The following is a 24,582-nucleotide window of genomic DNA, read 5'->3' on the forward strand; positions in this document are numbered from 1 at the left end:
TGTGAGATACTTAAATATAAACAAAACCTTGTTTCTTTTCTAATAAATTATTGTGTTTCTTATGTCGAACTGACGTTGGTTAATAATTCAAATTAGTTGGAGTCGGTGAAGAGCTTTAACAATTCCTGCACCTTTTGTTCTTTTTCGGTAAAACCCAGCGATTGGTAAGATTCTTCTAACACTTCAAGCAAACGTTGAATAAACAGCACATCCGATTTAGGTTCCGTATATTCATAAATCGGCTGGTACTTGTGCTTTTTTAAGTGGTACTCAATTTCTTTTCGGCTGGTGATGGCCCCTTTATTCGACGGATTGATGTAAAAAAGTACATCCGAATCCTGTGAAGAACCATGAACTTTTTTGGCCAGTTTACTATCCACAATGGCCACCAAAGGATTTTTTGGAAAATCAATCATATAAGCCGGAAGTTCCAGCTGCCGCGCAATTACGGTATAAAAAATGCACATCGAAACGGAATTTCCGTTTTTGGTATCCAGAAGCTGGTTTAAGAAACAATTTTGTGCCGAGTGCGGATTGCTCAGGTTTACGGCAAATCCGTGTACATTAAAAAGAAAATGATTTAGAATCGTTATTTTCTCAAGTACGGTTAGCGAATTGTTCAGTTCCAGCCAGATGGCTTTTCGAAGGGTCTCTACTTTTAACTGCAGATTCAGAGGATTAAGATCGGGGTATTGGAAGCGATCGACATGACAAAGGCCGTTCAGCAGACTTCGTTCGTTTTCTTTGCGTTTCAGCCAGAGTTTTAACCGATTCTTGGTTTCTTTGAATTGAATGTGTTGAATGATGTTCTCGATGCGCTCCTGCGAAGGCTCATCAAAACTCATTTCCCACTTTTTTTCCAGTTCAGGAATTACATCATCGTTGCTTTTCAGCAATTCCTTTTCTACCATATCAAAAACGGTATCGTCGGGGTCGTCGAGGAGGTTGATGAGTGCAGTTAGCTTTTTCTTATCCATAGTTATAAGGTCAGTTTATCCAATACCTTCGAAATCAGCTTTTGCATTTCGTCGCGGTAATTCTCATTCGCAGTGAGTGTTACACGGTTGGCAATAATCAGGCAAACCGTTAAAGCTTGATGCCCAAGCAATTTCGATAATCCGTAAATGGCCGAACTTTCCATTTCAAAATTAGTAATTCGCATGCCTGCATGTTGGAACGATTCTATTTTTTCGTTCAGGTGCGGATGGGCGAGAGGCAATCGTAACTCTCGTCCCTGCGGGCCATAAAACCCCGGTGCAGATATGGTAACACCACGCGAAAATTCAGTGCTGTCGAATTTCGAAAGCAGATTTTTGGATGCATCCACCACATAGGGCGATGGCAGAGAAGCATCCCAGTCAGTATATACTCTGAACGCTTTTTCAAATTCCAGGTCGGAAATTTCACCACGGCCGGCATAAAAATTCAACAAGCCATCAAATCCGATTGATTTTTGCGATACCACAAACGAATTCACCCGCAAGTCTTCCTGCAATCCTCCCGAAGTACCGATCCGAACGATATCGAGGCTTTTCTTTTCCTCTTTTATGGTTCTGCTTTCCAAATCGATATTCACAAGAGCATCCAATTCGTTAATTACAATATCGATATTGTCAGTGCCAATTCCGGTTGAAATCACCGAAAGCTTGGTGTTGTTGTAAATTCCTGTAACAGTTTTAAATTCGCGATTTTGAGCAGAAAATTCTATTTCTGAGAAATGAGCAGCAATGGTATCAACACGCGCCGGGTCGCCAACCAGAATAATGCGGTCTGAAATGTTTTCCGGTTTCAGGTGCAAATGGAATATTGTTCCATCAGGATTTAATATAAGTTCCGAATGCTTGATCATACCAGCCATTTAGGTTCAAGTCAAAACTATTTAAAATTGAATGAATTGCAAGTGGAGAGCCTGAAAACATATAAACAACCAAGTCTTCAAAAATAAACTAAACATAAATAATTGTTAAAAACTGCAGTTTTAGCTGGCATACAAGATATAAACAGCATTATGTGGAAATGAAACGGCCTGCTTTAACAAAAGATTGCAAGAAAATGATATTTTTGGAGTGGAAACAAATCTAATAGCAAACCGATGTCATTCAAAATTTTTTCTTTTCAACTCACAGGTAAGATTAAACCGACTACAGCCATTGAGAAAAAACGTGCTGAACTGGCTTCCGATTACGCAGAGTACAAAAAAACGGAAGCTTCGGATGAATTAAAGGCTTTTCTTGAACTTGAAGAGTGGGTTAACTCCGATGCCTTTAAGAAGTCGAAAAGCGAGATCGAAGGTCTGTCGTTTAAGGGAAGTAAAGAAGAAAACCAACTGAAAGAATACCAGAAACTGAAAAAGTCAGGTCCAATTAAAAAGTATTTTACGGTTGAAGGATCTTCCGATCTGAAACGCTTTGAAAAGGAACGTGATTCAGAAAAAATGAAAAGCTATTATGCCTTGCTCGATTACGTTAAAGAAGGCCAGTTTAATCAGGATAAAAAGGAAATTAAAAGCCAGGTTTTTAAGGGTTCGGTTGAGGAGAAGCACTGGCTGGAGTTTCGAAAACTGGAAAAATCAGCCGGAATGCGGGCATACAAAGAATTGCATGCATCGGACGATGTAAAAAAACATGAGACGCTTGAGAAAACTGAAAAGTTTAAAAAATACCAGCAGTTAAAAAATGCATCGGGCCATAATAAAGAAGAGAAGGCTGAATTTAAAAAGCTAAAGAGAGATGGTGAAATTAAGACCTACTTTCGTTTCGAGCGTTCGAAAAAGCTAAAACTTTACCGCGAAATGGTAGGTAGTCATGATCTTAAGCGATTCGATGAGCTCGTGCAATATGTTAACAACGATGAATTTAAAAAGCGTGAGGCATTTTTGAAGGATAAAAAGAAATTCGAAAAAAGTGAAGCCTTCAAAAAGTATTCCGAATTTAAAAGATTATCGGGTGATGACACCGTGAAATTCGTATTGAAATACGAAAAATCTGCCTTGTATAAGAACTACCTCGATGTGAAGGATTCGTTTGATCTGAAACGCTATTATGAGTTGGAAGAAATCATTAATTCCGATGAATTTAAAAAACAAAAAGCCTGGCTCGAAGACAAAAAACGCTGGGAGAAAACCGAAGAGTTTAAAAAATATCAACACTATTTGAAAGAAAAAGAGCGTCCTGAGTTTGTGAACTATTTCAAATACAAAAAATCAGACGATTTTGATTTTCTAAAAAACTGGGAAGTGGTGTTTGAAGACAGCTTTAGCAACTCGAAACTGGACGATAAAAAATGGTCGGTTTGTACCGCAACCGCCGGAAAAATGCTAGGTGAGAATTATGCATTGCCCGGAGACCTGAATTTATTTACACAAGGGAAAAACGTTTCTACGGGTAAAAATCTTCGTATCCAGGTAAAAAAGGAAAAAGCTCAGGGAAAGGTATGGAAAATGCCTGCCGGTTTTGTTCCTACCGATTTTGAGTATACTTCGGGACTGGTATCGAGCGACAAAGCCTTTGAGATGAAAGATGGTGTGGTAGAAGCTAAGATAAAATTCGATCCGTTGAAATCGGTGATAAGTTCGATGTACCTGGCCAGCGGAGAAACAAACAATCGTGTAAATTTACTCGAAATGGGAGCCCGGAATAATCTTGGCTTTTCCATCGTAAATGGTAAAGGAAAAGTTGAAAGTCAAGGGTTAGATATTTCGAACCTAAAAAAAGGAGACTATATTTTTACACTCGAGAAACAAGGGCAAAAGTTCACCTGGAAGATTAACGAAAAGGAAATCATTACACAGGAAAACCGCGACCTGGATAAAACATTGCACATTGTGGCTTCGAGTTTAGTAATCGATGAAATTTCGGGTGCACAATTACCGGCCAGTTTCGACGTGGAGTGGGTGAAATGTTACGTCAAAAAATGAAACTCGACGGAATCGATGTAAATTGGTCCGAGGATTTTGATGGCGCCATCACTGTTTGCGACACCGAAGGAATTATCGTTTACATGAATAAATATTCGGTTGAGCAGTTTGAAAATTATGGTGGAAAGGTACTGTTGGGTACCAACCTGCTGGATTGTCATCCTGAACCTTCGAAATCAAAGCTCCGGAAATGCTACAGTCACCCAAACCGAACATGTACACTACGGAGAAAGAAAATCGTAAAAAAATAATTGTGCAGAAACCATGGATGCTCGATGGAAAGTTCAGGGGAATCGTAGAATTGTCGTTTGAACTGGATCCTGAAATGCAGCATTTTGTGCGTGATTAGCGGAGTACAGTTACAATCCTCGTTTGTTGAAAAGAATGTATCCGAAATTCAGCGTTACATACAGTTGTGTGTTATCTTTCTCGTAATAGTTGGCGGATAGACTTACAGGACCAACACCTGTTTGGTACACCAAAGCTGCCGCTCCCTGCAGGTAATAATTGTCAAAAATCTTATCACTTTTAATTGCCGTCATATCCTCTGTATTTATCAGCTCTTCTTTTAAAGGAAGAAAGGCAAAAGCTTCAAGTCGAAGATGCATGTCGGGCGAAAATTTAAAAATGGTTTTTAGTCCGCCCGCAACAAAATTATTGGAATGAAATTTCTCGATAAACAAAGATTTGCTGTGCGGAGTGGGGCGAAATCCGGGTGCCGATAGTTTTGTTGAACGATAGGTTTTGAACAGGTCCTTATTGCTCAGAGCTCCTTCAATGTGGGTGCCGAGTGTGAAAAAATTATTGATGTTGAAATAATTCACCAGTTTACTGCTTAAAACCACATAATTGTGTCGTTCCTTATTCCCGGAAATGTTTTTCCCAAGTGTTCCCGAACTAAAGGATTCATTTCCTGAAATGGCTTTAAAATCGATGCTTTTCCACGATCCTTCGGTGGCATATTGTTTAAAATTAAGCGAATTGTTTTCCAGCCCAATCCGGGCTATGAATGATTTAAAGTAGGAGTTGTCGGACTTATCCAGCTCACTAAAATCTTCGGCCCTGTAAAATTCATCATCGGCAGAAGAGTAAGCCAAACCGCCGTAAAATTTGGTATGAAGTCCCAAAGGTAACCCGGCTTCAAGCCGCATGTTCATTTCATCCTGAATAATGTACGGAGGACGCACATTTTCGAAGAACAATTCGGAACTGGAAGCATAGTAATCCCAACGGTTCATCGTAAAATAATACGAGAGATAGAAGGGGAGGCGGGTTGAATAATCAATACGTCCGCCAAATTTAACTGAGCTGTAAAATCGCCCAAAATACAGGTTCGAGTAAAACTTGTAGGCACGCGAGTGATAGCTACGGAAATTGAAGCTGGCAAATCCCTGGTTGATCGGTTTGGTCGACAGGTTGCCCCCAAAATTCACATCAAATTTCTTTTCGAGTTCTACCTTTAAATGCAAATCGAAATACCCTGTATTTGGATTGTAGTAAGTGATGGGTTGAATCGATTTCAGGTTTTGGTCGGCAATCAGTTTAAAATATTCAGTTTTCAGATCTTTCAGCGAAACAACGTCAGAACGGTGTTTTATACTTTGAATGATGAACTGACGCTGCATAGGATCCTCAACACCTTCCACCTGAATGTTCTCGAAATACAGTGCCGGTTTTCGGGCATTAAAATTGTTTCGTTTTTTCTGTATCTCTTCTTTTGGTACTCGTCGCTCTATCAGAGCTTTTATACTATCTATGGCATTTGTGGCAGTTTCGTTGCCTTTTGCCAAAACCAGATCAATTTTATTGAAATCGAGTAAGCCAACATCTTCGAATTTTGTTTCGAGTAGAATACCGTCCTCAGGATCGATATCGAAATTGGTTGGACGCATCACCATATTCGAAATCTGTTGCATCACATCATCGGCATCTGCAGCTTTTACATCGTCGGCAACTTTATGTCCGATAATAATATCGGGTTGGTAAATTTCTTTCATGTAATCAGTGGGGAAGTTATTTAGCAAACCTCCGTCGAACATTAAGCGATCGTCAATTTTAATGGGTTTAAAGTACAGCGGAACCGTCATCGAAGCACGGATAGAATTTCCGAGGTCACCACTTCGGAGCACTGCTGGTTCGCTGGCATTTACATCGGCCGCAACGCAAAAAAACGGAATCATCAGTTTGTCGAAGTCATAATTACAAGCCGCACTGGTAGCTGCAGTCAGTTCCATAAATGCAAAATCCATCTGCTCGGCCGGAATAATATTGGTTGGTGGAAGAACTTTTAATTTTTCCTCTTTTTTGGCTACACGTAAGGTTAACCACGATGGCTCGTGCTCGGCACGCTTGAAATAATAACGATATTCGCGCTGAATTTTTCCGGTCGACCAAAAATAAAAATCATCTGACTTGAACAACTCTTCCATTTCATCGGTAGTGTAACCGGCCGCATACAATCCGCCTACAATTGCGCCAATTGAGGTGCCTGCAATGTAATCGATCGGGATATTGTTTTCCTCCAGAACCTTAATCACGGCAATGTGGGCCATTCCTTTTGCGCCGCCTCCGCTCAAGACAATCCCCACCGATTGCGCATTGAGTTGCGTAAGCGTACAAAGCAGAACAATCGAAAGTAGAAGGTGTCTTTTCATAGCTTGTGCGGACATTTCTAAATCTGAACCAACCAAATTTACAAAATTCGAAGATTGTTATGTATAATAAAACCTAAATATTTCCATGACTTTAATCAATATTAATGCAACTTTTCCCTCATTTAGATAACGAACAAGTGCTTTTCGACTTGTTACATTCGAGCAATATTTGGTAGATTTGTATATCATAATTTTTAACCGAGATCGTTGATGAACCTGTTAAAATGTTCCGCTTGAAAACACTGTTTTACATATTTGTCTGGATGATATTTGCAATGACTGCATTTGGCAGCAAGCAATCGGATGCCGACATAAAATGGGGCAATTCGCATTACTATAACCTGAACATCGGTGACAGCATTTGGTTTGACGGTATTTCGGTTAAACTTCTCGAGGTGGAAAAGCACCGTAACCTGTTAAAAGTAGGCAACGATACGTTGTGGTTAAAGGTTGCGCGCAGAAGTTTGCCATCGCTGAGCGGATCGTTGAATGTGTTTGTTGCCGACAATATAAACGTAAAGCATCTGGCCAAAAACAAATCGATTCATGGATTACTTAAAGCTGATGCACTGGTTTGCGTGTCGGGAGTAGGCACAAGTTGGCTCGATCTGAACTCGGTTGTTTTTCCGGTAACATTTAACGATGGTTTTATGTGGAGCGGTGAGGAAGAAACTTACATGTTTTCGTATTATCCAACAGGAGAAAAAAGTTTCGACACTTATCCGGGAATTGGTATTAATTTGAACGATGCCCGGGGACTGGAGAAGCACTGGATTGTTGCACTTGAAGATTGTTCCGTGGTGTGGATTGAAAAAGGTGAATATGCTTCCTGTGTGCTGTTGGCAAGCGATGCCCATCCTGGAATCTATTTCGTTTACGAGGGACTGTACAACAAAAATATTGAAGTAAAAAAAGGACAAAACTTAATCAGGGGCGAACTGATAGGTACAGCATGGGGCGATGAAGATTGGGGGTTTTTGCACCTGGCCGTCATCTATTCAGAAGAAGTGCCGGAGTATAGCAATCGTTACGATAATTGTTTGAATTTCTTTCCGCAGTTGTACGAAATGTACTACAAACACGGCTTTGGCATTGCAAAATCTTTTTCGAAAGGTAAAATCGAATTTGGCCGTTCACCTCAAATCAACGGAAATGTGCAAAATGCATCGGCTTTTGAAGAGTATTATGGAAAAGGATGGGAGTTTGATCACTGGAATGTGGCTGAAAAAGTGGAGTGGGTGACAAAACGAAATAGTGGTAATGTGCGCCTGAGCAAGAACTTGTTTAAAGGAACACCGGCACGCAGCACCAATCCCGAGAATTATTACGAATATCTGATTAACGTGCGGAACGGCGTGTATCGCATCAGGGCCAAAGTTGGCGATGTTGAAAATGCTTCGTGGCAAAAGTTAGCCTTCGAAAATCAACTGACGCTAGCATATAGCCTGGAGCAGGGGCAACAAACCTGGACTTCGGAGAAAGTGGTTAAGATTAGCGACCACAAATTGCGTGTTCGCATTTACTTCGATGGTAACAAGATTGCGGGTTTAAGCGAGATCGTGTTTCAACAAGCTTATTAAAATTCGAAGCACATGCCCGATTTTACTTCGGGAAAATCAAAACTTTCGTTGAACAACACTTTTGCCGGAAATGCCGTACAGTGCGAAGGGAGCAAAGTTTCAATCTTATTTTTCCTAAAATAGTCCAGTGTCTTGCGGGTTTGTTGGTCCTGATCTTTTAAGTGAAATCCACCAATTACAGTTTGGATTTGGTTTATTCCGGTAACTTTCCTGGCATAATCGCAAATGTTACAAATTCCCGAATGGGCACAACCCGAAATTATGGTCAATTTATTTCCAACTGTTGCGACCAGGGCGGAATCATCAGCAATAAAATCCTCTTCGCCGCTGCCCAGACTGAAAGTTGTTGTTTGGCTTTCAAAATCATTCATGCGCGGAATTTCGCCCAAATACCACAAGTTTTTGGTTAACTGAACGGGTGATTTGCTTTCGATAAGTTGAAATTTTTGCCGGATTTCAGTTTTATCCATCCATAATCCAATGGGGGAGTTGTCCGTTTTTCGATATCGATTCTCAAATGCTGAAGGATGCGTGATTAGTTTTTTGTCGTGCAGAAATTGCAGACCGTCGCCATGATCCCAATGTCCGTGGCTCAGCACAACGGTTTCAACATCGCGCTGAATATCGAAGCCAAGTACTGCAGCATTTTTTAAAAATACATCTGTGTGACCGGTATCGAACAGAATCATTTCTCCGTCGATCTCGATCAAATATGAAAGACCGTGTTCAGCCTGAAATTTACCTCCTGCAATATTCTCGGTTAAGATGTTGATTTTCATTAAATTTTGGTTTTATAAGGTTATCGTTTACAATCGATTTTTAAAATAAAATAGCTAGCAGACAACATAATTACCAAAAAGAGGATGAAAAATGCATGAAATCCGAGATGTTCTATAACAGTGCCTCCAAGCAGAGGGAACAGTGCCGGAAGTATGTTACCTGCACCGGCAAAGCCTGTATAAAGTGCACGGTTTTCGGTGCCAGAAACTTCCAAAAGCAGACCACTCATAGTCATGGTATACAAGGAATAAACGATCCCTCCAAGCACAAAAATATATTTGATTGAATGGGCATCACGAATGAGAATAGCCATTAGTGCCAGGGTGAGCGATAAGGCAACATTTGAGAACAGTAAGACATTGTATTTTAGTTTTTTTGCCCCCAGCAACACAAGAACACTGACCGTTACAATACCAATTACTTTGTATATCAGGAACGTTCCGGTTGCAGCACTTTCTGTGTGGAAGGTTTCTTTGGCATAGAGAATTACAAAAGGCAGAAACGAGATGGCAATTCCCTGTGTATTGATAAATCCCAGAAAATAAGGTAATTTTTTGTTCTCTTTCCATTCACTTCTCAGGACGTTGAAAAAGGCTTTGAATCCTTTAATGCGTAATTTTGAAGGTACGACCTCTTTAATCGCCCAGAAACCACCGGTAGCAATAAATAAAATACCTGCACCGGCAAAAAACATAATGGCATAATTTACCGGGAATGCTTTTAAAACAAGAATCTTTTTAACCAGTAGTGCCGAGGCAAAAACGATAATGCCGGAAATAATCTGTAGAGACGAAAAAAAAGTTTTTCGCTTATCCTGATTCACCGATTTTCCAAGAATATCGGTATAGCTGATGTTTGCAAACGCACCGGCCAGCGAAAATAATGTGATAAAGAAAAAGGTAAACCAGAGTACAAATCCTGCGTGTTCGGCCTGCAGTAAAAAAAGCAGAACCCCAAGGCCCAAAAGCGACAAGACACGCGTGTTGATCCCCAGCAATAAATAATTCTTTTTGAAGGATTTATTACTGAGATAGGGTGCAAAAAATAGCTGTGTAAAGCTCGATCCCCCAAGCATTATGGCAGTCATTATACCTATATGCAGAGCTCCGCCACCGGCCTCTACAATCATGGACGGAATAACGGTATCAACATCCATAAAATTCTTGGCAAAAGCCAAAAATGTGGCATGCCATAAAAAAGCCCTGAAATTATGTGTGGATATTTTCTTTGTTAACACTTTCTGAATTTCCGGTTATAACAAAGATTTCAAAATATTTTTAGATGGCGTTATTTTCGACTTGAAAATTCCGTTTTTTATGTGAAAAAGCATGTAATCCTTTTTCTTCTTCCTTGAACATAAGCATCGATTTTTTAGGGTTTACCTTTTTAGCCGTCACGACGGTAATATTTCCGGCCGGTCCTGCTTTAATAATAATTATATCATATTTTTTCATCGGTAAATAAATGTTTTTGTTTTTATTAAATTTTCAGGTTATTTGATTTGAGAAGACAGTAAATTCCAGGTGTTTTGCAATTCAGTACATGCCGGGCTTTGCGGAGAAAATTCAATAATACTTTTTTTCTGAACCATTGATTCTACCATTTTCATATCAAAGGGTAGTCTCCCAAGTACTTGTATTTGTTTGCTCTTCAGGTACTGTTCGACGGTGGCAGAAACTTCAGTGTTAATGTCGAATTTGTTGATGGTAGCAAACATGGGAACATTAAAATTTTCAACAAGTTTAATCAGTCGTTTGGCATCGTGCAGACCCGAAACAGTTGGTTCAATCACCAGTAAAACCATGTCGGTGCCCGTAATCGATGATATGGCCGTACACCCGATTCCAGGAGGGCCGTCGTTAATAATAAAATCGGCATTGGTTTCCGTGGCAATTTCTCGTGCCCTTTCTCTGATTCGACTCACAAGTTTCCCTGAATTCTCTTCTCCGGGGCCCATTTTTGCATGTACCATTTTTCCAAAACGGGTATCCGAAACATACCAGTTATTGTTAAAATTCTCTTCGGAAATAATGGCATTTTCAGGGCATATACGCTCGCACCGCCGGCATCCTTCGCATTGAAAGGGATTGACTTGAGGGTAATTGCTATGATTTGGGTGAATAGCATCAAAACGACAATTGGTTTCACATAATCCGCAATTGGTGCACTTTTCATGATTTATCCGCGCAACAGATCCACTCGAGAATAAATGGCTCTCTTGTATCTTTGGTTCAAAAATGAGGTGCAAATCCGCGGCATCAACATCATTGTCGCAATACACGGTGTTTTTGGCCAGCGAAGCCAGTGCTGCCGTTACCGTAGTTTTTCCGGCTCCTCCTTTTCCGCTTAGTACAGTAATCTCCTTCATTAGTTCTTATACATTTGAATTACTTTTTGGACGACATGTTGATAATGTTGCGAAAATTCATTGTTGATGTCATCAAGCAGTTCACCTTTTGAATACGTTGAAGCGTAATTTTTTGAATAGGGGATAGTCCCTAAAATGTCGATGTGATGTTCCGTAAGGTAGTCGAATACATCATTATTTCCGGCGCCGGTTTTGTTGACCAGCACTCCAAAAGGAATTCCGAGTTCCCGAACCAGATCTACGGTCAATTTTAAATCGTGAAGCCCAAAAGGAGTTGGTTCGGTAACCAATACAATGTAGTCGGCATCAGAAACGGTTTCAACTACAGGACAACTGGTTCCCGGAGGAGCATCAAACAGCAATACTTCGTCACTTGTGTTCACCGATTTTTTCACTTCTTTAATTAGCTTTGTTTGCAATGCAGAACCAATCTCCAATCGTCCCTCAACAACACCTGCTCCAAAACCCGGATCATAGCTCGAAATGTTTCCCAGCGGTTGTGGGTGTTCGGTAATGGCATCAAAAGCACAGGTCATGCTGCAGGCTCCGCAAGAATGGCAGAGGTCGTTATTAACTTCAGCAAACTTAAGTGCCTTTACAATTGAAATGGCATTGAATTCGCACCATTCGGAACACTTTTTACAAAAGGTACATTTAGTGGTGTCAATCTTTGGTACAGGAGTAAAAACATCTCGACTTTCATTTAATTCAGCTCCATGAAAAAACAACATGTCGTTTGGTTCTTCTACATCGCAATCAATCAACCGGACCTGATTATTGAATTCTTTTGATAGAAAATAATAGAGATTTACGGCAACCGTAGTTTTACCGGTGCCTCCTTTTCCACTGGCTATAGCAATTTTCATTCTCTGCTCTGCTCTGATCTGTTTGTATGGTTTGAACTACTTATCAAATAAGCATTCCCCAAGGTTATCCTCGGGGAATACAGTTTAATAGCTAACATTCCAGGGCGATTCCATAGTCAATCGCACGGACTGTAAAACAATCGTGCTTGTATATTAATGATCGCAGTAGTTGGCTGTAAATTCAATACTTGATCCAAGGTATCCCTGAACCAATTCTTTGGCACTTTGCGTTGGTGCTCCTACAAAAACATTCACGTTGTTGTAGTTAAAAATCTGTATGGCTTTTTGTCCCATTCCACCTGCCAGCACATCAGAAACTCCCTTCTTTGCAAGCCATCGGGGAAGTAATCCAGGTTCGTGTGGTGGTGGCGTAATCATCTCTTCGGAAATAATCTCGCCATCGTTAACACCTAGAATTGCAAAGTACTTGCAATGTCCGAAATGTGCATCCAGAATTCCACTTTCGTTAACAGGGATTGCAATCTTTTTATTCATATAGTTTTATTTTCGATTTCCAAAACGGTTTCCTAATCCACGCCCCGGGCCTCTTCTTCGTCTTCCAGATCCGAAAGCTCTGTTTCTTCCCTGACCTTTCATTTCGTCCTGTTCGTTTGTCCTGAAACGCATACGAAATCCACGTCGGTGTGTGCTGTTGTCTTCAAGTTGAGTAGTTTCCTGGTCTTCTTCTCTGCATCTTCCTTGTCTGCGACCGGTAAGGGGACCTTCCCCTTTCGGTCCTGTTCCGTTAAATCCTGGCATGACTTTAATTTTTTGTGATTTGATCGATGATATCCTTAACACACAGGTTTGGTTCGTCCAGAATGATCATCTGAATTTGAAATTTTTCAAGCATGCTTTTGGCTTTAGGGCCAAAATCTCCTGAGATAATTTGTGAGGCTCCAAGTTCGGCTGCCATTTCTGACGATTTCGTTCCGGCGCCTCCATTTACATTTTTAAAATTGTTTTCAATAAAATTAGATGTTTTAGTATCCGGGTCATACACGCAAAACCAACCGGCTCTTCCAAAACGTTGGTCAAATTTCGAATCCAACTTATCTCCGGTCGATGTGATAATTGTTTTCATTTATTTAGTAAATAATGTTCGATACAAAAGTAACAAAATTAAATCATATAACAAACATATGTGCAATATAGAATTGTTTTCTATTGATGTTTTTTACCACATTTTAATGTGTATGGACCTTTAATACCAGTATTTCATTATAAAAAAAAGGGCTGATGAAGTAAATCATCAACCTTCTGCTTATTGTAAAAAATATTACTATTTCATTAAAGACGTGATCGGACGTCTAGGCTAATCCAATTCTTCAAAACAATACAAGGATCTGAAACCTCTCAGAAGAAGTTGATCACCAACAATGACCGGTGAAGCATGAAAATTATCATCCAGCTTATTTGATGCCAGAATCTCGAATTGTTCTCCTGCTTTTACAACCACACAGATATCTTCGGCAGCTATGTACAGGCGATCAGTAGCACCGGTTGGCGATGAAAACAGAGTACTGATTCCATCAACACTTTCTTTTGAATAATGCACTTTTCCGTCTTTTGCATTCACACACGAAAGTGCTCCGTTGTTGGCACGTAAAAAGTAAAGTTTATCTTTCATCAGTACTCCGCAAGGCGTATAAGGTGTATCATTGTTGTATTCCCAAACAATGGCATCCGTTCCGGAGATATCGCCACTGGCTTTTTCAAGGTCAATAGCCTGGAGTGCCGAGCCCCGAAATCCGCTCATTACATACAGAATGTTGTCTTTTGCCAAGGGTACCGGAATCACATTTCCGGTCATTCCTGTTGATAACCACAAAACCTCGCCATTTTCATAGTTGTAACTGCGCACTGCATTGGTGGCGCTGGCAATAACCTGTATTTTTCCACCTGCTTCAACTACCAGTGGAGTAGACCAGCTTGTGGGTTCATCGCGGGATACTTTCCAAATGTCTTCTCCAGTCTTTTTATCCAGGCAATACATCCACGAGTCACCTTCATGATCCCAAAGAATAAAAACACGGTCCTTGTAAACATATGGCGATGCACCTTCGCCAAAACTGGCGCGTTTTTCCATTTGTCCAAAATCTCGTTTCCACAGAATATTGCCGTCAAAATCGAGGCAGTACAATCCGCGTGACCCGAAATAGGCAAAAATACGTTCGCCATCAGTGGCCGGTGAATTCGATGCCCAACTACCTAGTTCATGGGTGTTTTCCAAAGGTAATTCGCTGGTGACAGTTGTTGTCCAGTCTATTTTTCCGTTGTTTCTGTCGACACAGAGAACCTTAAAATCGTGGATGAATTCGGTACTTGTTGGATTCATCCAGCCTCCGCCTTCTGAATCAGATCCTTCTACGCCTCCTTTTTTATCGGTAGCAACAGCGGTTTGAACAATGATATTATCTTCCCAAACGATTGGGGTTGCATGCCCCAATCCGGGTATTTCTGTTTTCCATTTCAGGTTTTTGGTTTCGCTGAAATCGGTTGGAGGATTGCCTTTGATTGCAGCTCCGGTTAAATTCGGCCCGCGCCATTGAGGCCAAAAGTCGTTGTCGTTTTCCTGTGAATGACTCGATAAGTTGCTTAAGAGAAGAAAGATAGCACTGATTAATGTTAGGATTCTCATGTTGGTAAAATTTTGGTTATTCATTTTTGACTCATGTAACCGTTTAGCGTTTAAAAGCAGGATAAATTATACCTGTTATTCGTCAAATTCAAAACTGTTTACCGTTTGGAATTGCCAAATTTCCAGGATTTGAGACACGGGTAACTCATAAGGCGAATAATCGCGGTTGGAAGAAATCAGCAAGAATTTCCCTTCGTCAAGTTGTTTGTAGATCAACTTAAAAACAATGCCTTCGTCTTTGGTGACCACAATGCATGCTTTCCCGTCTTTAATGGTGGTCCAGTCTTCAACAAACGAGCAGGTTACCCACGAGCCTTCTTTCACCGGTAACATCGAGTTGCCTTGTATCTGGAAACTGCGGTATGTTTTATCCTTTGGTAAAAAAGGCAGCTTGAATTTGGGTAAAGTGGCAATAAAATCCAGGTCGCCGTAACTGTTGGTGTAGCCGGCCTGTGCTTTTACAGGCACCATTTCAATGTTTTCGTCACCTTCGCTGTCAACCGAAATGGTGAGCAGCCGGAGTTTGTTTCCGGTTACATCCACATCAAATCCTTTTTCGATTTGCGAAAGCTGAAACTCCGACAAAACTTCGAGCCGGTATTTGATCAGTGCATCCAGCGAAATGTTGAAATATTCAGAAATGCTTATCAACACTTTAAATGGTGGTTGTACATTTTTCTCGTAACCCGAAAGGGTAGTTCGGGTCAGTTCAAGCTCCGCCGCCAGATCCATTTGTGATTTTTGGCGCCGGGTTCGTAAAAATTTTAGGTTTTCTGCAAAGTACATGACCTTAGTTTGAAGTTAGAAGCTTGAAGTAGGTAGTTTAAGAACACGTTCATTTTATTTTGTTTTTAAATGTAATCATCATGTTCATTAGATTGAATGCAAATTCATAATGATTTATAAATAGTTCCTCTGTAATGTATTTTCTTCGTTTGGCTTTGTGTATACATGTTACAACTTCAGCAAGTGTGCGAATTGCATAATTCATAAATCTTTTAAATTCCTGGGAAGATTGTTCAATAGATCCTTCCGAGATGTTCAGGGCAATTGAATCAGCTGCTCGTCTGATTTGAGAAGAGAGATTATAAAGTTCTGTTTGTGGAAAAGAATATGCAATTGTATTGATTTCCTCTCCCAAATCCGTTGCTTTTTGCCAGATAATCAGGTTTTCAAATTTAAATTCCATTTTATATGCTTTTAAAATTAATCGTTATTATTCTTCTCTGTTTCATTTTCTTGCTTCCTACTGCATGCTTCCCTCTTCTGACTTTCAACTTCAATCTTCCAGCTTTTTCCTACAAATATAAAAAATAATGACTAAATTATAGTCGGAGTTATGACGATAATATCGACAGTTGATGAACAGGAACATTGTACATATCGATTTGGACACTTTTTTTGTGTCGTGCGAGCGGCTGCTGAACCCCGAATTGAACAATCGTCCGGTGTTGGTAGGTGGTATTACCGGGCGCGGGGTGGTGGCGGCCTGTAGTTACGAAGCCCGGCAATACGGTATTCATTCGGCCATGCCCATGCGGATGGCGCAGCAGCTTTGTCCGCATGCCATTGTGGTAAAAGGAAACAGTTCGATTTACAGCAAATTTTCAGACACGATCACCGAGATCATCAGCGAACAGGCGCCGCTTTACGAAAAATCATCCATTGATGAATTCTACATCGACGTAAGTGGTATGGATAAATTCTACGGCAGCTACAAATGGGCGCAGGAATTGCGTGATCGGATAATTAAAGAAACCCACCTTCCGATTTCTTTTGCCCTGGCTACCAACAAAACAGTGTCGAAAGTGGCGACCAATGAAGTGAAGCCAAACAACTATATGCAGATAGAAGAAGGCCGTGAAAAAGGTTTTCTGGCGCCACTGGTGGTTAAAAAAATTCCGATGGTGGGTGACCAGACCTATAAAATGCTGCTGAGCATGGGCGTTAAATACGTAAAAACCATTCAGGAAATGCCCATTGAACTGATGGAAAAAGTGATGGGGAAAAACGGAGTTGCACTGTGGAAAAAAGCGCAGGGAATTGATAATTCGCTGGTAGAACCCTATCACGAACGGAAGTCCATTTCGTCGTCGCTGACTTTTGAGAAGGACACGATTGATGTAACGGCACTAAAAAAGTTGTTGCTGGCCATGGCTGAAAAACTGGCTTTTTACCTGCGGAACGGCAATAAACTCACTTCATGCGTAACCGTGACGGTGCGCTATTCCGATTTCGACACACGTACGCGGCAGAAACGCATTCCTTACACTTCGCTCGATCATACGTTGATTGCTACTGTTATGGAGCTTTTCGATCAGTTGTATACACGGCGGGTGCTGGTGCGTTTGGTGGGCGTTCGTTTTAGTCACCTTATCGGGGGCAGTTACCAGATGCGGCTGTTTGAAGACAATGAAAAACTGATCCGCCTGTACCAGCAGATGGACAAAATGCGCAACCGCTTTGGGCAGAACGCCGTGCAGCGGGCATCAACGCTGGGTACTCGCGGCATCGGGCAAATGAGCAACCCGTTTAACGGGCAACCGCCGGTAATTCCGGCACATAGAAGGATATAGAGTTTAAAGTTCAGGGTTCAAAGTTTAGAGAGAATGAAGAATATCGATTGCAGCTTAACGATTTATGATGGAAAGAAAGAGTCTCAGTATTCAGTATTCAGTATTCAGTAACAGTTACAATGACTAATGACTAGAAGTTGATTAACGCATTAAAGCATTTACGCATTGTTATGTTACTAAATTGCCACACCTATTACAGTTATAAGTTCGGAACGATCTCCATTGAGCAACTGATTGAGGAAGCCATCGACAAAGGTTACCACACGCTTGCATTGACTGATATCAATAATACTTCGGCGGCGATCGATTTTATCCGCCGCTGCAATTTGAAAGATATTAAACCGGTTGTTGGCATCGATTTCAGGAATGGGGCACAGCAAAAATACATTGGTATCGCTCGAAACAATGACGGTTTTCGGGCATTAAATGAACATCTGACGTATCACCTGCATTCGGAAGCTGAAATTCCCGATCGTACACCTGAAATTTCCGATGCTTATTTCATTTATCCGCTGGGCGCTGTTCATCCTAAGGATTTAAAGGAAAATGAATTTATCGGTGTCCGGCCTTCGCAGGTAAACCGGGTATTGGGCGAGTTGCAGAAATACCCCGAAAAACTGGTGGTGTTGCAAGCGGTTACTTTTCGGAATAAACGCGATTTTAATATCCACCGACTGCTGCGTACGATGGATAATAATACACTGCTGAGCCGTCTGCCAAAAAGTGAGGAAGCCAGCCCCGACGAGATCATGTGGCCGCGCCAGGATATTTACGAGCAATTCCGCGATTTTCCGCAACTGATACGAAATGCGCAAAAGATCATCGATAGTTGCTCGATCGAATTCACCTTTAAAAAGTCGAAGAACAAGAAGTGTTTTACCAGTTCGCCGGCCGAAGATTTTATCCTGCTCCGGAAGATGGCGTGGGAAGGGATTCGTTATCGTTTTGGCGAGCCTTCGCCTAGAGTTGTTGAGCGAATCGAGAAGGAACTGGCGATCATTAAACAAATGGATTTTGCTTCGTATTTTCTGATCAACTGGGACTTGGTGCAGTACGCCCGGAGTCAGGGATGTTACTATGTGGGGCGGGGCAGCGGTGCCAACAGCATGGTGGCTTATTTGTTGCGCATCACCGATGTCGATCCCATTGAACTCGACCTGTATTTTGAGCGTTTTATCAATCCTTCGCGAAAAAGTCCGCCCGATTTTGATATCGATTTTTCTTCCCGCGACCGCGATCATATTACCCGTTATATTTTCGATCGTCATGGCTGGGAGCACACCGCGCTGGTCGGTACTTACATCACGTTTCAATACAAATCGATGATCCGCGAACTGGGAAAGGTTTTTGGATTACCGAGCCACGAAATTGAAAAACTTCAGGCTACAAAAGATCCGCGAAACCTTGATGGTATCGGTCGGCTGGTGTTGAAATACAGCAAACTCATCCACGATTTTCCCAGCCACTTGAGCGTGCATTCCAGCGGGATTCTGATCTCGGAGGAGCCCATCAGTGCCTACTCGGCCACTATCATGCCGCCTAAAGGGTTTCCGACGGTGCATTTCAGCATGCTCGAGGCTGAGGACATTGGTTTTGCCAAGTTCGATATTCTGGGGCAGCGCGGACTCAGCAAAATAGAAGATGCCATTCACATTGTTCGCGAAAACAGGGGAGAAGAGATCGATATTCACGACCTGAAAACATTTAAAGAAGACGAGCAGATTAAAGAGTTGTTGAAACGCGGGAATACCATCGGGTGTTTTTATGTGGAGTCGCCGGCCATGCGGATGTTGCTTACCAAGCTGGAAGCGGATGATTACCTGCGACTGGTGGCTGCGAGTTCGATTATTCGTCCGGGGGTGGCACAAAGCGGAATGATGCGCGAATACATCCTGCGTTACCGCGACCGCAGTCGTTGTGTGTCCGCTCAAAAAGAGGCCCCCGAATTGTATAAACTGCTCGAAGAAACTTATGGTGTGATGGTGTATCAGGAAGATGTGATTAAAGTGGCGCACCTGTTTGCCGGGCTCACACTGGCCGAATCGGATATCCTGCGAAGGGGCATGTCGTGGAAGTTTAAGCAACGCAATGAATTCGGCAAGGTGAAAGACAAGTTCTTCTCGAACTGTGCCGAAAAAGGTTACGATTATGGTTTGGTTCAGCGGGTGTGGACACAGATCGAAAGTTTTGCGAATTATGCCTTTTCAAAAGGACACTCGGCATCGTACGCTGTGGAAAGCTTCCAGGCCTTGTTTATCAAAGCTTATTATCCGCTTGAATATTTGGTGGCCACGATCAACAATGGCGGTGGATTTTACCGCACCGAATTGTATGTGCACGAAGCCCGGATGCACGGCGGCAAAATTTTTCCGCCCTGTGTGAACCGCAGTAACCTGGAAACGGTGATCAGCGGAAAAGTGATCTTCCTTGGGCTGGGGTTTCTGAAAAGCCTCGAAACAACTACTATTCAGGCCGTGCTCGATGAACGGCATCGCGGCGGCTATTACCGCAGTCTGCAGGATTTTCTGGGGCGCGTGCCCATTTCGCTTGAGCAGGTGAGTATTCTGATTCGAACCGGTGCTTTTAATTTCACTCAGAAATCAAAAAAGGAACTGCTGTGGAATACACATTTCATCCTGTCAAAATCAAAAAAAACAAGGCCCGACCGCACACTGTTTCAACAGGAGGTAAAGGAGTTCTCAATCCCCGATCTGTATTTCCATCCGCTAGAGGATGCTTACGATGAGATTGAACTGCTGGGGTTTCCGGTAACACGTTCGCCTTTTGGTTTATTGGAAGACTTGAAATTGCCGCCGACTGTAGCTGCCGACCTGCCAAAACTGATCGGACAGAAAGTGGCGATTGTAGGCAGCCTGGTACATGTAAAACGTACCCGCACCAGCAAAGCGGCGCATATGAGTTTTGGTGTGTTTATCGATATTGAAGGCCACTGGATCGACACTGTGCAGTTTCCGAATGTAGCTGCAAAGTACCCGTTTAAAGGCGGCGGTTGTTACCTGATTTATGGTGAAGTGGTGGAAGAGTTTGGCTTTTTAAGCATTGAGGCCAGCGAGTTGTATCGCCTCCCTAATGAAAACATGGAAGAACCGTCTACAAGGTTAAAAGTACCAAAAACGTTGGCGCTGCAAGGGAAAAATGCTTGAGTAGCTTGAGCTAAAGGTCATTAGTCACTGGTCATTGGGCAGGGTAAAGAATCCGGAGGATTCAAATGTTTGTAACGGCGTTAGTAATGTAGCTTGTCCGACTCCGGTCGGAGTTGTATGATTCAAAGTTTGATAGAATATTCAGAAAGCTATTACACCATGCTTTATCTTGAAGGCATGAGTAGCTGGAATAGATTTGGCTTTAGCCATTAATCTGAGCAGTTAACGGCTAAAGCCCATTGTAACAAAATATATCAAAATCACGGTGCAAAAGATATCAGTCATTAATCCCATTGATTTGCTTTCCTAATGACTAATGACAACTGACCGATGACTAATCATTTAAAACTGAGACTGAGACTGAATACTGAAAACTAATCCTCCTGATTATTATCCACCTTCTTTTCCCCTTTTGCATACCTTCTGATCTTGATGTTCAGGTAAGCAAAAAGCATGGTCATAAACGGACTGATGATGTTGAAAAAAGCATAAGGTGCATAGGTCCAGGTATCGACTCCAAGAATGCGCGATTGGGTGGCGCCACAGGTATTCCAGGGAATGAGCACCGATGTCACTGTTCCACTGTCTTCCAGGGTCCGGCTCAGCAATTCTGGTTTCAATCCTTTATCCTGGTAAGTTTTACGGTACATGCGGCCCGGCACTACAATGGCAATGTACTGGTCGGAAGCTGTAGTATTGAAAAACAAACAGGTTGCGACAGTTGAAGCCACCAAATTTCCGGTGCTTTTGGCATATTTTACAATGGGTTGCGTTATTCGTTTCAGCAATCCGGCAGATTCCATAACACCGCCAAAAACCATGGCCGAAAGGATTAGCCAAACCGTATCGAGCATGCCACGCATTCCCGACGTACTTAGTAATTCATTAACGTTTTCATCGGGAGTAGTCAGGCTTACATCGCCAAACATCGCCTGCATTACTGTGTAGTATGATGAAGTAGTGTACTTATCAAAATGACCGGCAACAGAGCGAATAATATCTGGCTGAAATACAATGGCAAACAGGCCTCCCAAAAGTGTTCCTATAAGCAATGATGGCAGCGGCGGGACTTTCAAAATAATGACAGTAAGCAAAATAACAGGCACCAGAAAAAGTAGCGGGCTGGTGTTGAATGTTCCGTCAATGGCAGCTTTTACATTCTCCACATCGATGGTAGCTGATGAAAAATCGTAACGAAAACCAATCACCAGGAAAATAATCAGGGTGATGATCAATGTTGGTCCCGTAGTAAATGCCATGTAACGAATGTGCGTAAAAAGGTCGGTTCCTGCCATGGCCGGAGCCAGGTTGGTGGTATCGCTTAAAGGGCTCATTTTATCGCCAAAATATGCTCCGCTGATAATGGCTCCGGCAACCACAGCCTCGTCGATGCCAATGGCTTTTCCGATGCCTAGTAAGGCCACACCAATTGTTGCAATGGTCGACCATGAACTTCCGGTTGAAACACTAATTATTGCACTTACTACTACTGCAGTAAATAAAAAGAGTTTCGGACTGATAATGTCTAGTCCGTAATAGATCATGGCCGGTACCACACCGCTGATCAACCAGGTTCCTGCCAGCGATCCTATTAAAAGCAGGATCAGTATTGAAGGCATGGCCGAACCAATTGTGGCCACTATTTTTTTCTTGATCGAATTCCATTTAAATCCCAATCGGTAAGCTACTAATCCGGCAATGGCAGCGGCCAGCATCAATGCAATCTGATTGGCACCGGCAAGGGTGTCATCAAATAAAAGTACATTTAGCGTGAGCAGAACTATAAGAATAAGAATGGGCAATAGCGCCAACAGGAGTGAGGCTTCCTTTTTCGTCGTCATAGAGTGGTAAATCTTTAAAAGGAGCGACAAAATAATACTTTTGAATTGAAATGTGTCAAAAAAGCAAAATCATTTCGTTCAATTTGCTAAAATTGGCGCAACTTTTAAATTCGCGAAACATTTTAACTTCAGGATAATTATTTGTTTTTATTTTCGTTTGATTTTATTTAGGGTTTATATGAAAGTTATTTACATCAGGATATTTGCTGCAATTTTATTTTTATTGATCGTAACTCCGGGCCACGCTCAAAGAAGTAACGGTCTTGCCGTTGAAGGTAAGATTTCTGTGGAAGAGGGCACTCCGGAAAATGCGATCATTCAAATGTATCGCGACGGTGAGCGACTGGATAATTATGGCGTTGATGCCGACGGTCGGTATAAAGTGGAACTCAATTACAATCACGACTGGACACTTATTTTTCAATGCGAAGGCAACTTCAGCCAAAAAATTGTTATTGAAGCTGCGGTGCCTCGCGAAGTGCTGGCCTCCGATCCACGATTTCCTCCTTTTCCGATCGATGTAAATCTCTTTAAAGAAATTCCCGGAATTGATGATTCATTTTCTGAAAATACGGTGCTGAAGATTTTCTATAGCCCCAGTGTTGATAATTTTGTTTCGGAGCTGTATTATAACGATGCTCAAATTCAGAAACTTATTGAGCAAGCTATTTTGCAGGCACAAAACGTGGATAAGAATGCCGATTATCTGGCGCAACTTACACGTGCCGAACTGGCTCAGTTGCGGAAAGAGTACAACGATCTTTTAGAAAAGGCAGGCGATGAATATGCCAACGAACAATTCCTGGATGCACTGGACGGTTACAAAGCCGCCAGTAAGATTTTTCCGAACGAGCAGTTCCCCAAAGACAGAATTGCCGAAATAAATGATCTCTTGGGATTGATTATGGCCGCCGAAGAACTGGATAAAGCCATGCTCGAGCGCTTTAATAAACTCGTGGCTCAGGCCGATCTACAGTTCTCGCAAACCAAGTATTCTGATGCAAAACAATCGTATGACCGGGCACTTTCGATAAAGCCTTATGATGAATATGTCAACGGTCAGCTCGATAAAATTGCCGATCTGCAGAAACAACAAATGCAGGAAGAGGAATACCAAAATCTGATAGCCAATGGCGACAAAGCCTTAAAAGAATTACTGTACAACGAAGCTATCGGGCAATTTGAAAAAGCCCTGGCGATAAAGCCCAATGCACAATATCCGAAAACTAAAATAAACGAGATAAACGGCCTGCTGGCTGCACAACGTGAAGACCAGGAAAAGCAGCAGAATTACGATGATGCCATGCGCGAAGGCGAGCGTCAGTTTACTCGACAGTTTTACGATCGTGCGCTCACTGCTTTTGAAAATGCCTTGAGCTACCGGCCAAATGACCCAAAAGCCACACACAGAATTGAGGATACAAAAAAAGTGATGCAGGACATCCTCAACCAAATGACTTTTGATCGTTTAATTGCGGAGGCCGACAAAGCGTACAAAAAAGAACAATATTCTGAAGCTCTTACCAATTACGAGGAAGCTCAGGCATTATTTCCCAATGATCCGCGAACTTCAAAGCGAGTAGAGGAAATCCGGCAGATCCTGTATGCACAGCAGAGTCTGGACAATTATATTTCGCAAGCCGACAAACAGTTCGATCAGCAAAAATATACTGATGCAAAAACCTTATATGAACGTGCCCTGGCACTCGACTCAAAGAATAAACATGTTCAGGATCGAATTTCTCAGATTGATGAAATAATGGCCGGACAAGAGTTGGATGCACAGTATACTGATGTGTTGGCCACGGCTGATAAGTTATTCGATAACAAAGATTATGAAACAGCCAGAACACGTTACAATGATGCATTGCGCTTAAAACCGAAGGAAAGTTATCCGAAAAATAAAGTGGATGAGATTGAAACTATTCTGGCGGCCATTGCAAAAACAAATTCCAATTACCAGGATGCAATTGATAAAGCTGATCGCTTATTCGAAGAAAAAAAATATGCCGATGCAAAAACGGCATTTGCTGAGGCGAATGGCATAAAACCGGATGAGACGTATCCAATGGAAATGATCACCAAAATTGATGGGATTGTTGCCGAACAGAATCGCTTAGCTCAGGAAGCAGCTGCTGCCGAAGCGGCTCGACTTGCAGCTATCCAGGCAGAAAAAGACAAGAACTACAGCGATGC

21 protein-coding genes are annotated in these 24,582 nt (G+C 42.0%); 6 read left to right on the forward strand and 15 right to left on the reverse strand.

The window, feature by feature from the left end:
* Nucleotides 1-92: 92 nt before the first annotated feature.
* Both WFY05_RS08020 and WFY05_RS08025 read right to left on the reverse strand, forming a co-directional pair.
* Nucleotides 93-977: a transglutaminase-like domain-containing protein gene (locus tag WFY05_RS08020; protein WP_340112271.1), complete on the reverse strand. Its 885-nt coding sequence runs from the start codon at nt 975-977 to the stop codon at nt 93-95.
* A gap of 2 nt (nt 978-979) precedes the next feature.
* The gene (locus WFY05_RS08025) at nt 980-1,849 is read right to left on the reverse strand and encodes a nucleoside phosphorylase (protein ID WP_340112272.1); all 870 of its coding nucleotides are present in this window, start codon (nt 1,847-1,849) and stop codon (nt 980-982) included.
* 243 nt (nt 1,850-2,092) lie between these two features.
* Here WFY05_RS08025 and WFY05_RS08030 point away from each other — a divergent pair, with 243 nt between their 5' ends.
* Both WFY05_RS08030 and WFY05_RS08035 read left to right on the forward strand, forming a co-directional pair.
* Complete coding sequence (locus WFY05_RS08030; RefSeq protein WP_340112273.1) at nt 2,093-3,916, forward strand: hypothetical protein; 1,824 nt, start codon at nt 2,093-2,095, stop codon at nt 3,914-3,916.
* Nucleotides 3,913-4,167 carry a hypothetical protein gene (locus tag WFY05_RS08035; protein WP_340112274.1) on the forward strand — a complete coding sequence of 85 codons (255 nt, stop codon included), beginning with the start codon at nt 3,913-3,915 and terminating at the stop codon, nt 4,165-4,167. Before WFY05_RS08030 ends, WFY05_RS08035 begins: the two co-directional genes overlap by 4 nt.
* A gap of 108 nt (nt 4,168-4,275) precedes the next feature.
* Here the strand turns inward: WFY05_RS08035 and WFY05_RS08040 are convergent, their stop codons facing one another.
* Nucleotides 4,276-6,570 (reverse strand): patatin-like phospholipase family protein, encoded by a 2,295-nt coding sequence (locus WFY05_RS08040; protein WP_340112275.1) that lies wholly within the window; start codon nt 6,568-6,570, stop codon nt 4,276-4,278.
* Nucleotides 6,571-6,803: 233 nt separating this feature from the next.
* On the opposite strand from WFY05_RS08040, the gene WFY05_RS08045 reads away from it, so the two are divergent.
* Nucleotides 6,804-8,150: a hypothetical protein gene (locus WFY05_RS08045; protein WP_340112276.1), complete on the forward strand. Its 1,347-nt coding sequence runs from the start codon at nt 6,804-6,806 to the stop codon at nt 8,148-8,150.
* On the opposite strand, the gene WFY05_RS08050 is transcribed toward WFY05_RS08045, so the two are convergent.
* From WFY05_RS08050 to WFY05_RS08100, 11 genes are all read right to left on the reverse strand, one after another.
* Nucleotides 8,147-8,929, reverse strand: a complete 783-nt coding sequence (locus WFY05_RS08050; protein WP_340112278.1) for an MBL fold metallo-hydrolase — start codon at nt 8,927-8,929, stop codon at nt 8,147-8,149. The two genes, WFY05_RS08045 and WFY05_RS08050, sit on opposite strands and share 4 nt — an antisense overlap.
* Nucleotides 8,930-8,949: 20 nt before the next feature.
* Nucleotides 8,950-10,167 (reverse strand): MFS transporter, encoded by a 1,218-nt coding sequence (locus WFY05_RS08055; RefSeq protein ID WP_340112279.1) that lies wholly within the window; start codon nt 10,165-10,167, stop codon nt 8,950-8,952.
* 40 nt (nt 10,168-10,207) lie between these two features.
* Nucleotides 10,208-10,384 (reverse strand): hypothetical protein, encoded by a 177-nt coding sequence (locus tag WFY05_RS08060; protein WP_340112280.1) that lies wholly within the window; start codon nt 10,382-10,384, stop codon nt 10,208-10,210.
* A 38-nt stretch (nt 10,385-10,422) separates the two neighbouring features.
* Complete coding sequence (locus WFY05_RS08065; RefSeq protein ID WP_340112281.1) at nt 10,423-11,298, reverse strand: ATP-binding protein; 876 nt, start codon at nt 11,296-11,298, stop codon at nt 10,423-10,425.
* A complete protein-coding gene (locus WFY05_RS08070; protein ID WP_340112282.1) occupies nt 11,298-12,164 on the reverse strand; it encodes a nucleotide-binding protein in 867 nt (288 codons plus the stop codon). Before WFY05_RS08070 ends, WFY05_RS08065 begins: the two co-directional genes overlap by 1 nt.
* Nucleotides 12,165-12,317: 153 nt before the next feature.
* Complete coding sequence (locus WFY05_RS08075; protein ID WP_340112283.1) at nt 12,318-12,659, reverse strand: NifB/NifX family molybdenum-iron cluster-binding protein; 342 nt, start codon at nt 12,657-12,659, stop codon at nt 12,318-12,320.
* A 6-nt stretch (nt 12,660-12,665) separates the two neighbouring features.
* Nucleotides 12,666-12,923, reverse strand: coding sequence for a DUF5320 domain-containing protein (locus tag WFY05_RS08080; RefSeq protein ID WP_340112284.1), 258 nt, complete (start codon nt 12,921-12,923; stop codon nt 12,666-12,668).
* 4 nt (nt 12,924-12,927) lie between these two features.
* On the reverse strand, nt 12,928-13,248 hold the full coding sequence (locus tag WFY05_RS08085) for a NifB/NifX family molybdenum-iron cluster-binding protein (protein WP_340112286.1): 321 nt from the start codon (nt 13,246-13,248) through the stop codon (nt 12,928-12,930).
* Between the two features lie 231 nt (nt 13,249-13,479).
* Nucleotides 13,480-14,805: a PQQ-binding-like beta-propeller repeat protein gene (locus WFY05_RS08090; RefSeq protein WP_340112287.1), complete on the reverse strand. Its 1,326-nt coding sequence runs from the start codon at nt 14,803-14,805 to the stop codon at nt 13,480-13,482.
* Nucleotides 14,806-14,880: 75 nt separating this feature from the next.
* Nucleotides 14,881-15,591, reverse strand: coding sequence for an XRE family transcriptional regulator (locus WFY05_RS08095; RefSeq protein WP_340112288.1), 711 nt, complete (start codon nt 15,589-15,591; stop codon nt 14,881-14,883).
* Nucleotides 15,592-15,640: 49 nt separating this feature from the next.
* Nucleotides 15,641-15,994: a four helix bundle protein gene (locus tag WFY05_RS08100; protein ID WP_340112289.1), complete on the reverse strand. Its 354-nt coding sequence runs from the start codon at nt 15,992-15,994 to the stop codon at nt 15,641-15,643.
* Nucleotides 15,995-16,166: 172 nt separating this feature from the next.
* On the opposite strand from WFY05_RS08100, the gene dinB reads away from it, so the two are divergent.
* Both dinB and WFY05_RS08110 read left to right on the forward strand, forming a co-directional pair.
* Nucleotides 16,167-17,381, forward strand: a complete 1,215-nt coding sequence (gene dinB, locus WFY05_RS08105; protein ID WP_340112290.1) for a DNA polymerase IV — start codon at nt 16,167-16,169, stop codon at nt 17,379-17,381.
* A 170-nt stretch (nt 17,382-17,551) separates the two neighbouring features.
* Nucleotides 17,552-20,545, forward strand: coding sequence for a DNA polymerase III subunit alpha (locus WFY05_RS08110; protein WP_340112291.1), 2,994 nt, complete (start codon nt 17,552-17,554; stop codon nt 20,543-20,545).
* Between the two features lie 374 nt (nt 20,546-20,919).
* Here WFY05_RS08110 and nhaC read toward each other — a convergent pair whose 3' ends face one another.
* On the reverse strand, nt 20,920-22,386 hold the full coding sequence (gene nhaC, locus WFY05_RS08115) for a Na+/H+ antiporter NhaC (RefSeq protein ID WP_340112292.1): 1,467 nt from the start codon (nt 22,384-22,386) through the stop codon (nt 20,920-20,922).
* A 178-nt stretch (nt 22,387-22,564) separates the two neighbouring features.
* On the opposite strand from nhaC, the gene WFY05_RS08120 reads away from it, so the two are divergent.
* A partial coding sequence (locus WFY05_RS08120) for a hypothetical protein (RefSeq protein WP_340112293.1) occupies nt 22,565-24,582 on the forward strand: 2,018 nt, incomplete at its 3' end.

The organism is Maribellus mangrovi (genome assembly GCF_037646455.1).
GTDB classification, from domain to species: domain Bacteria; phylum Bacteroidota; class Bacteroidia; order Bacteroidales; family Prolixibacteraceae; genus Draconibacterium; species Draconibacterium mangrovi_A.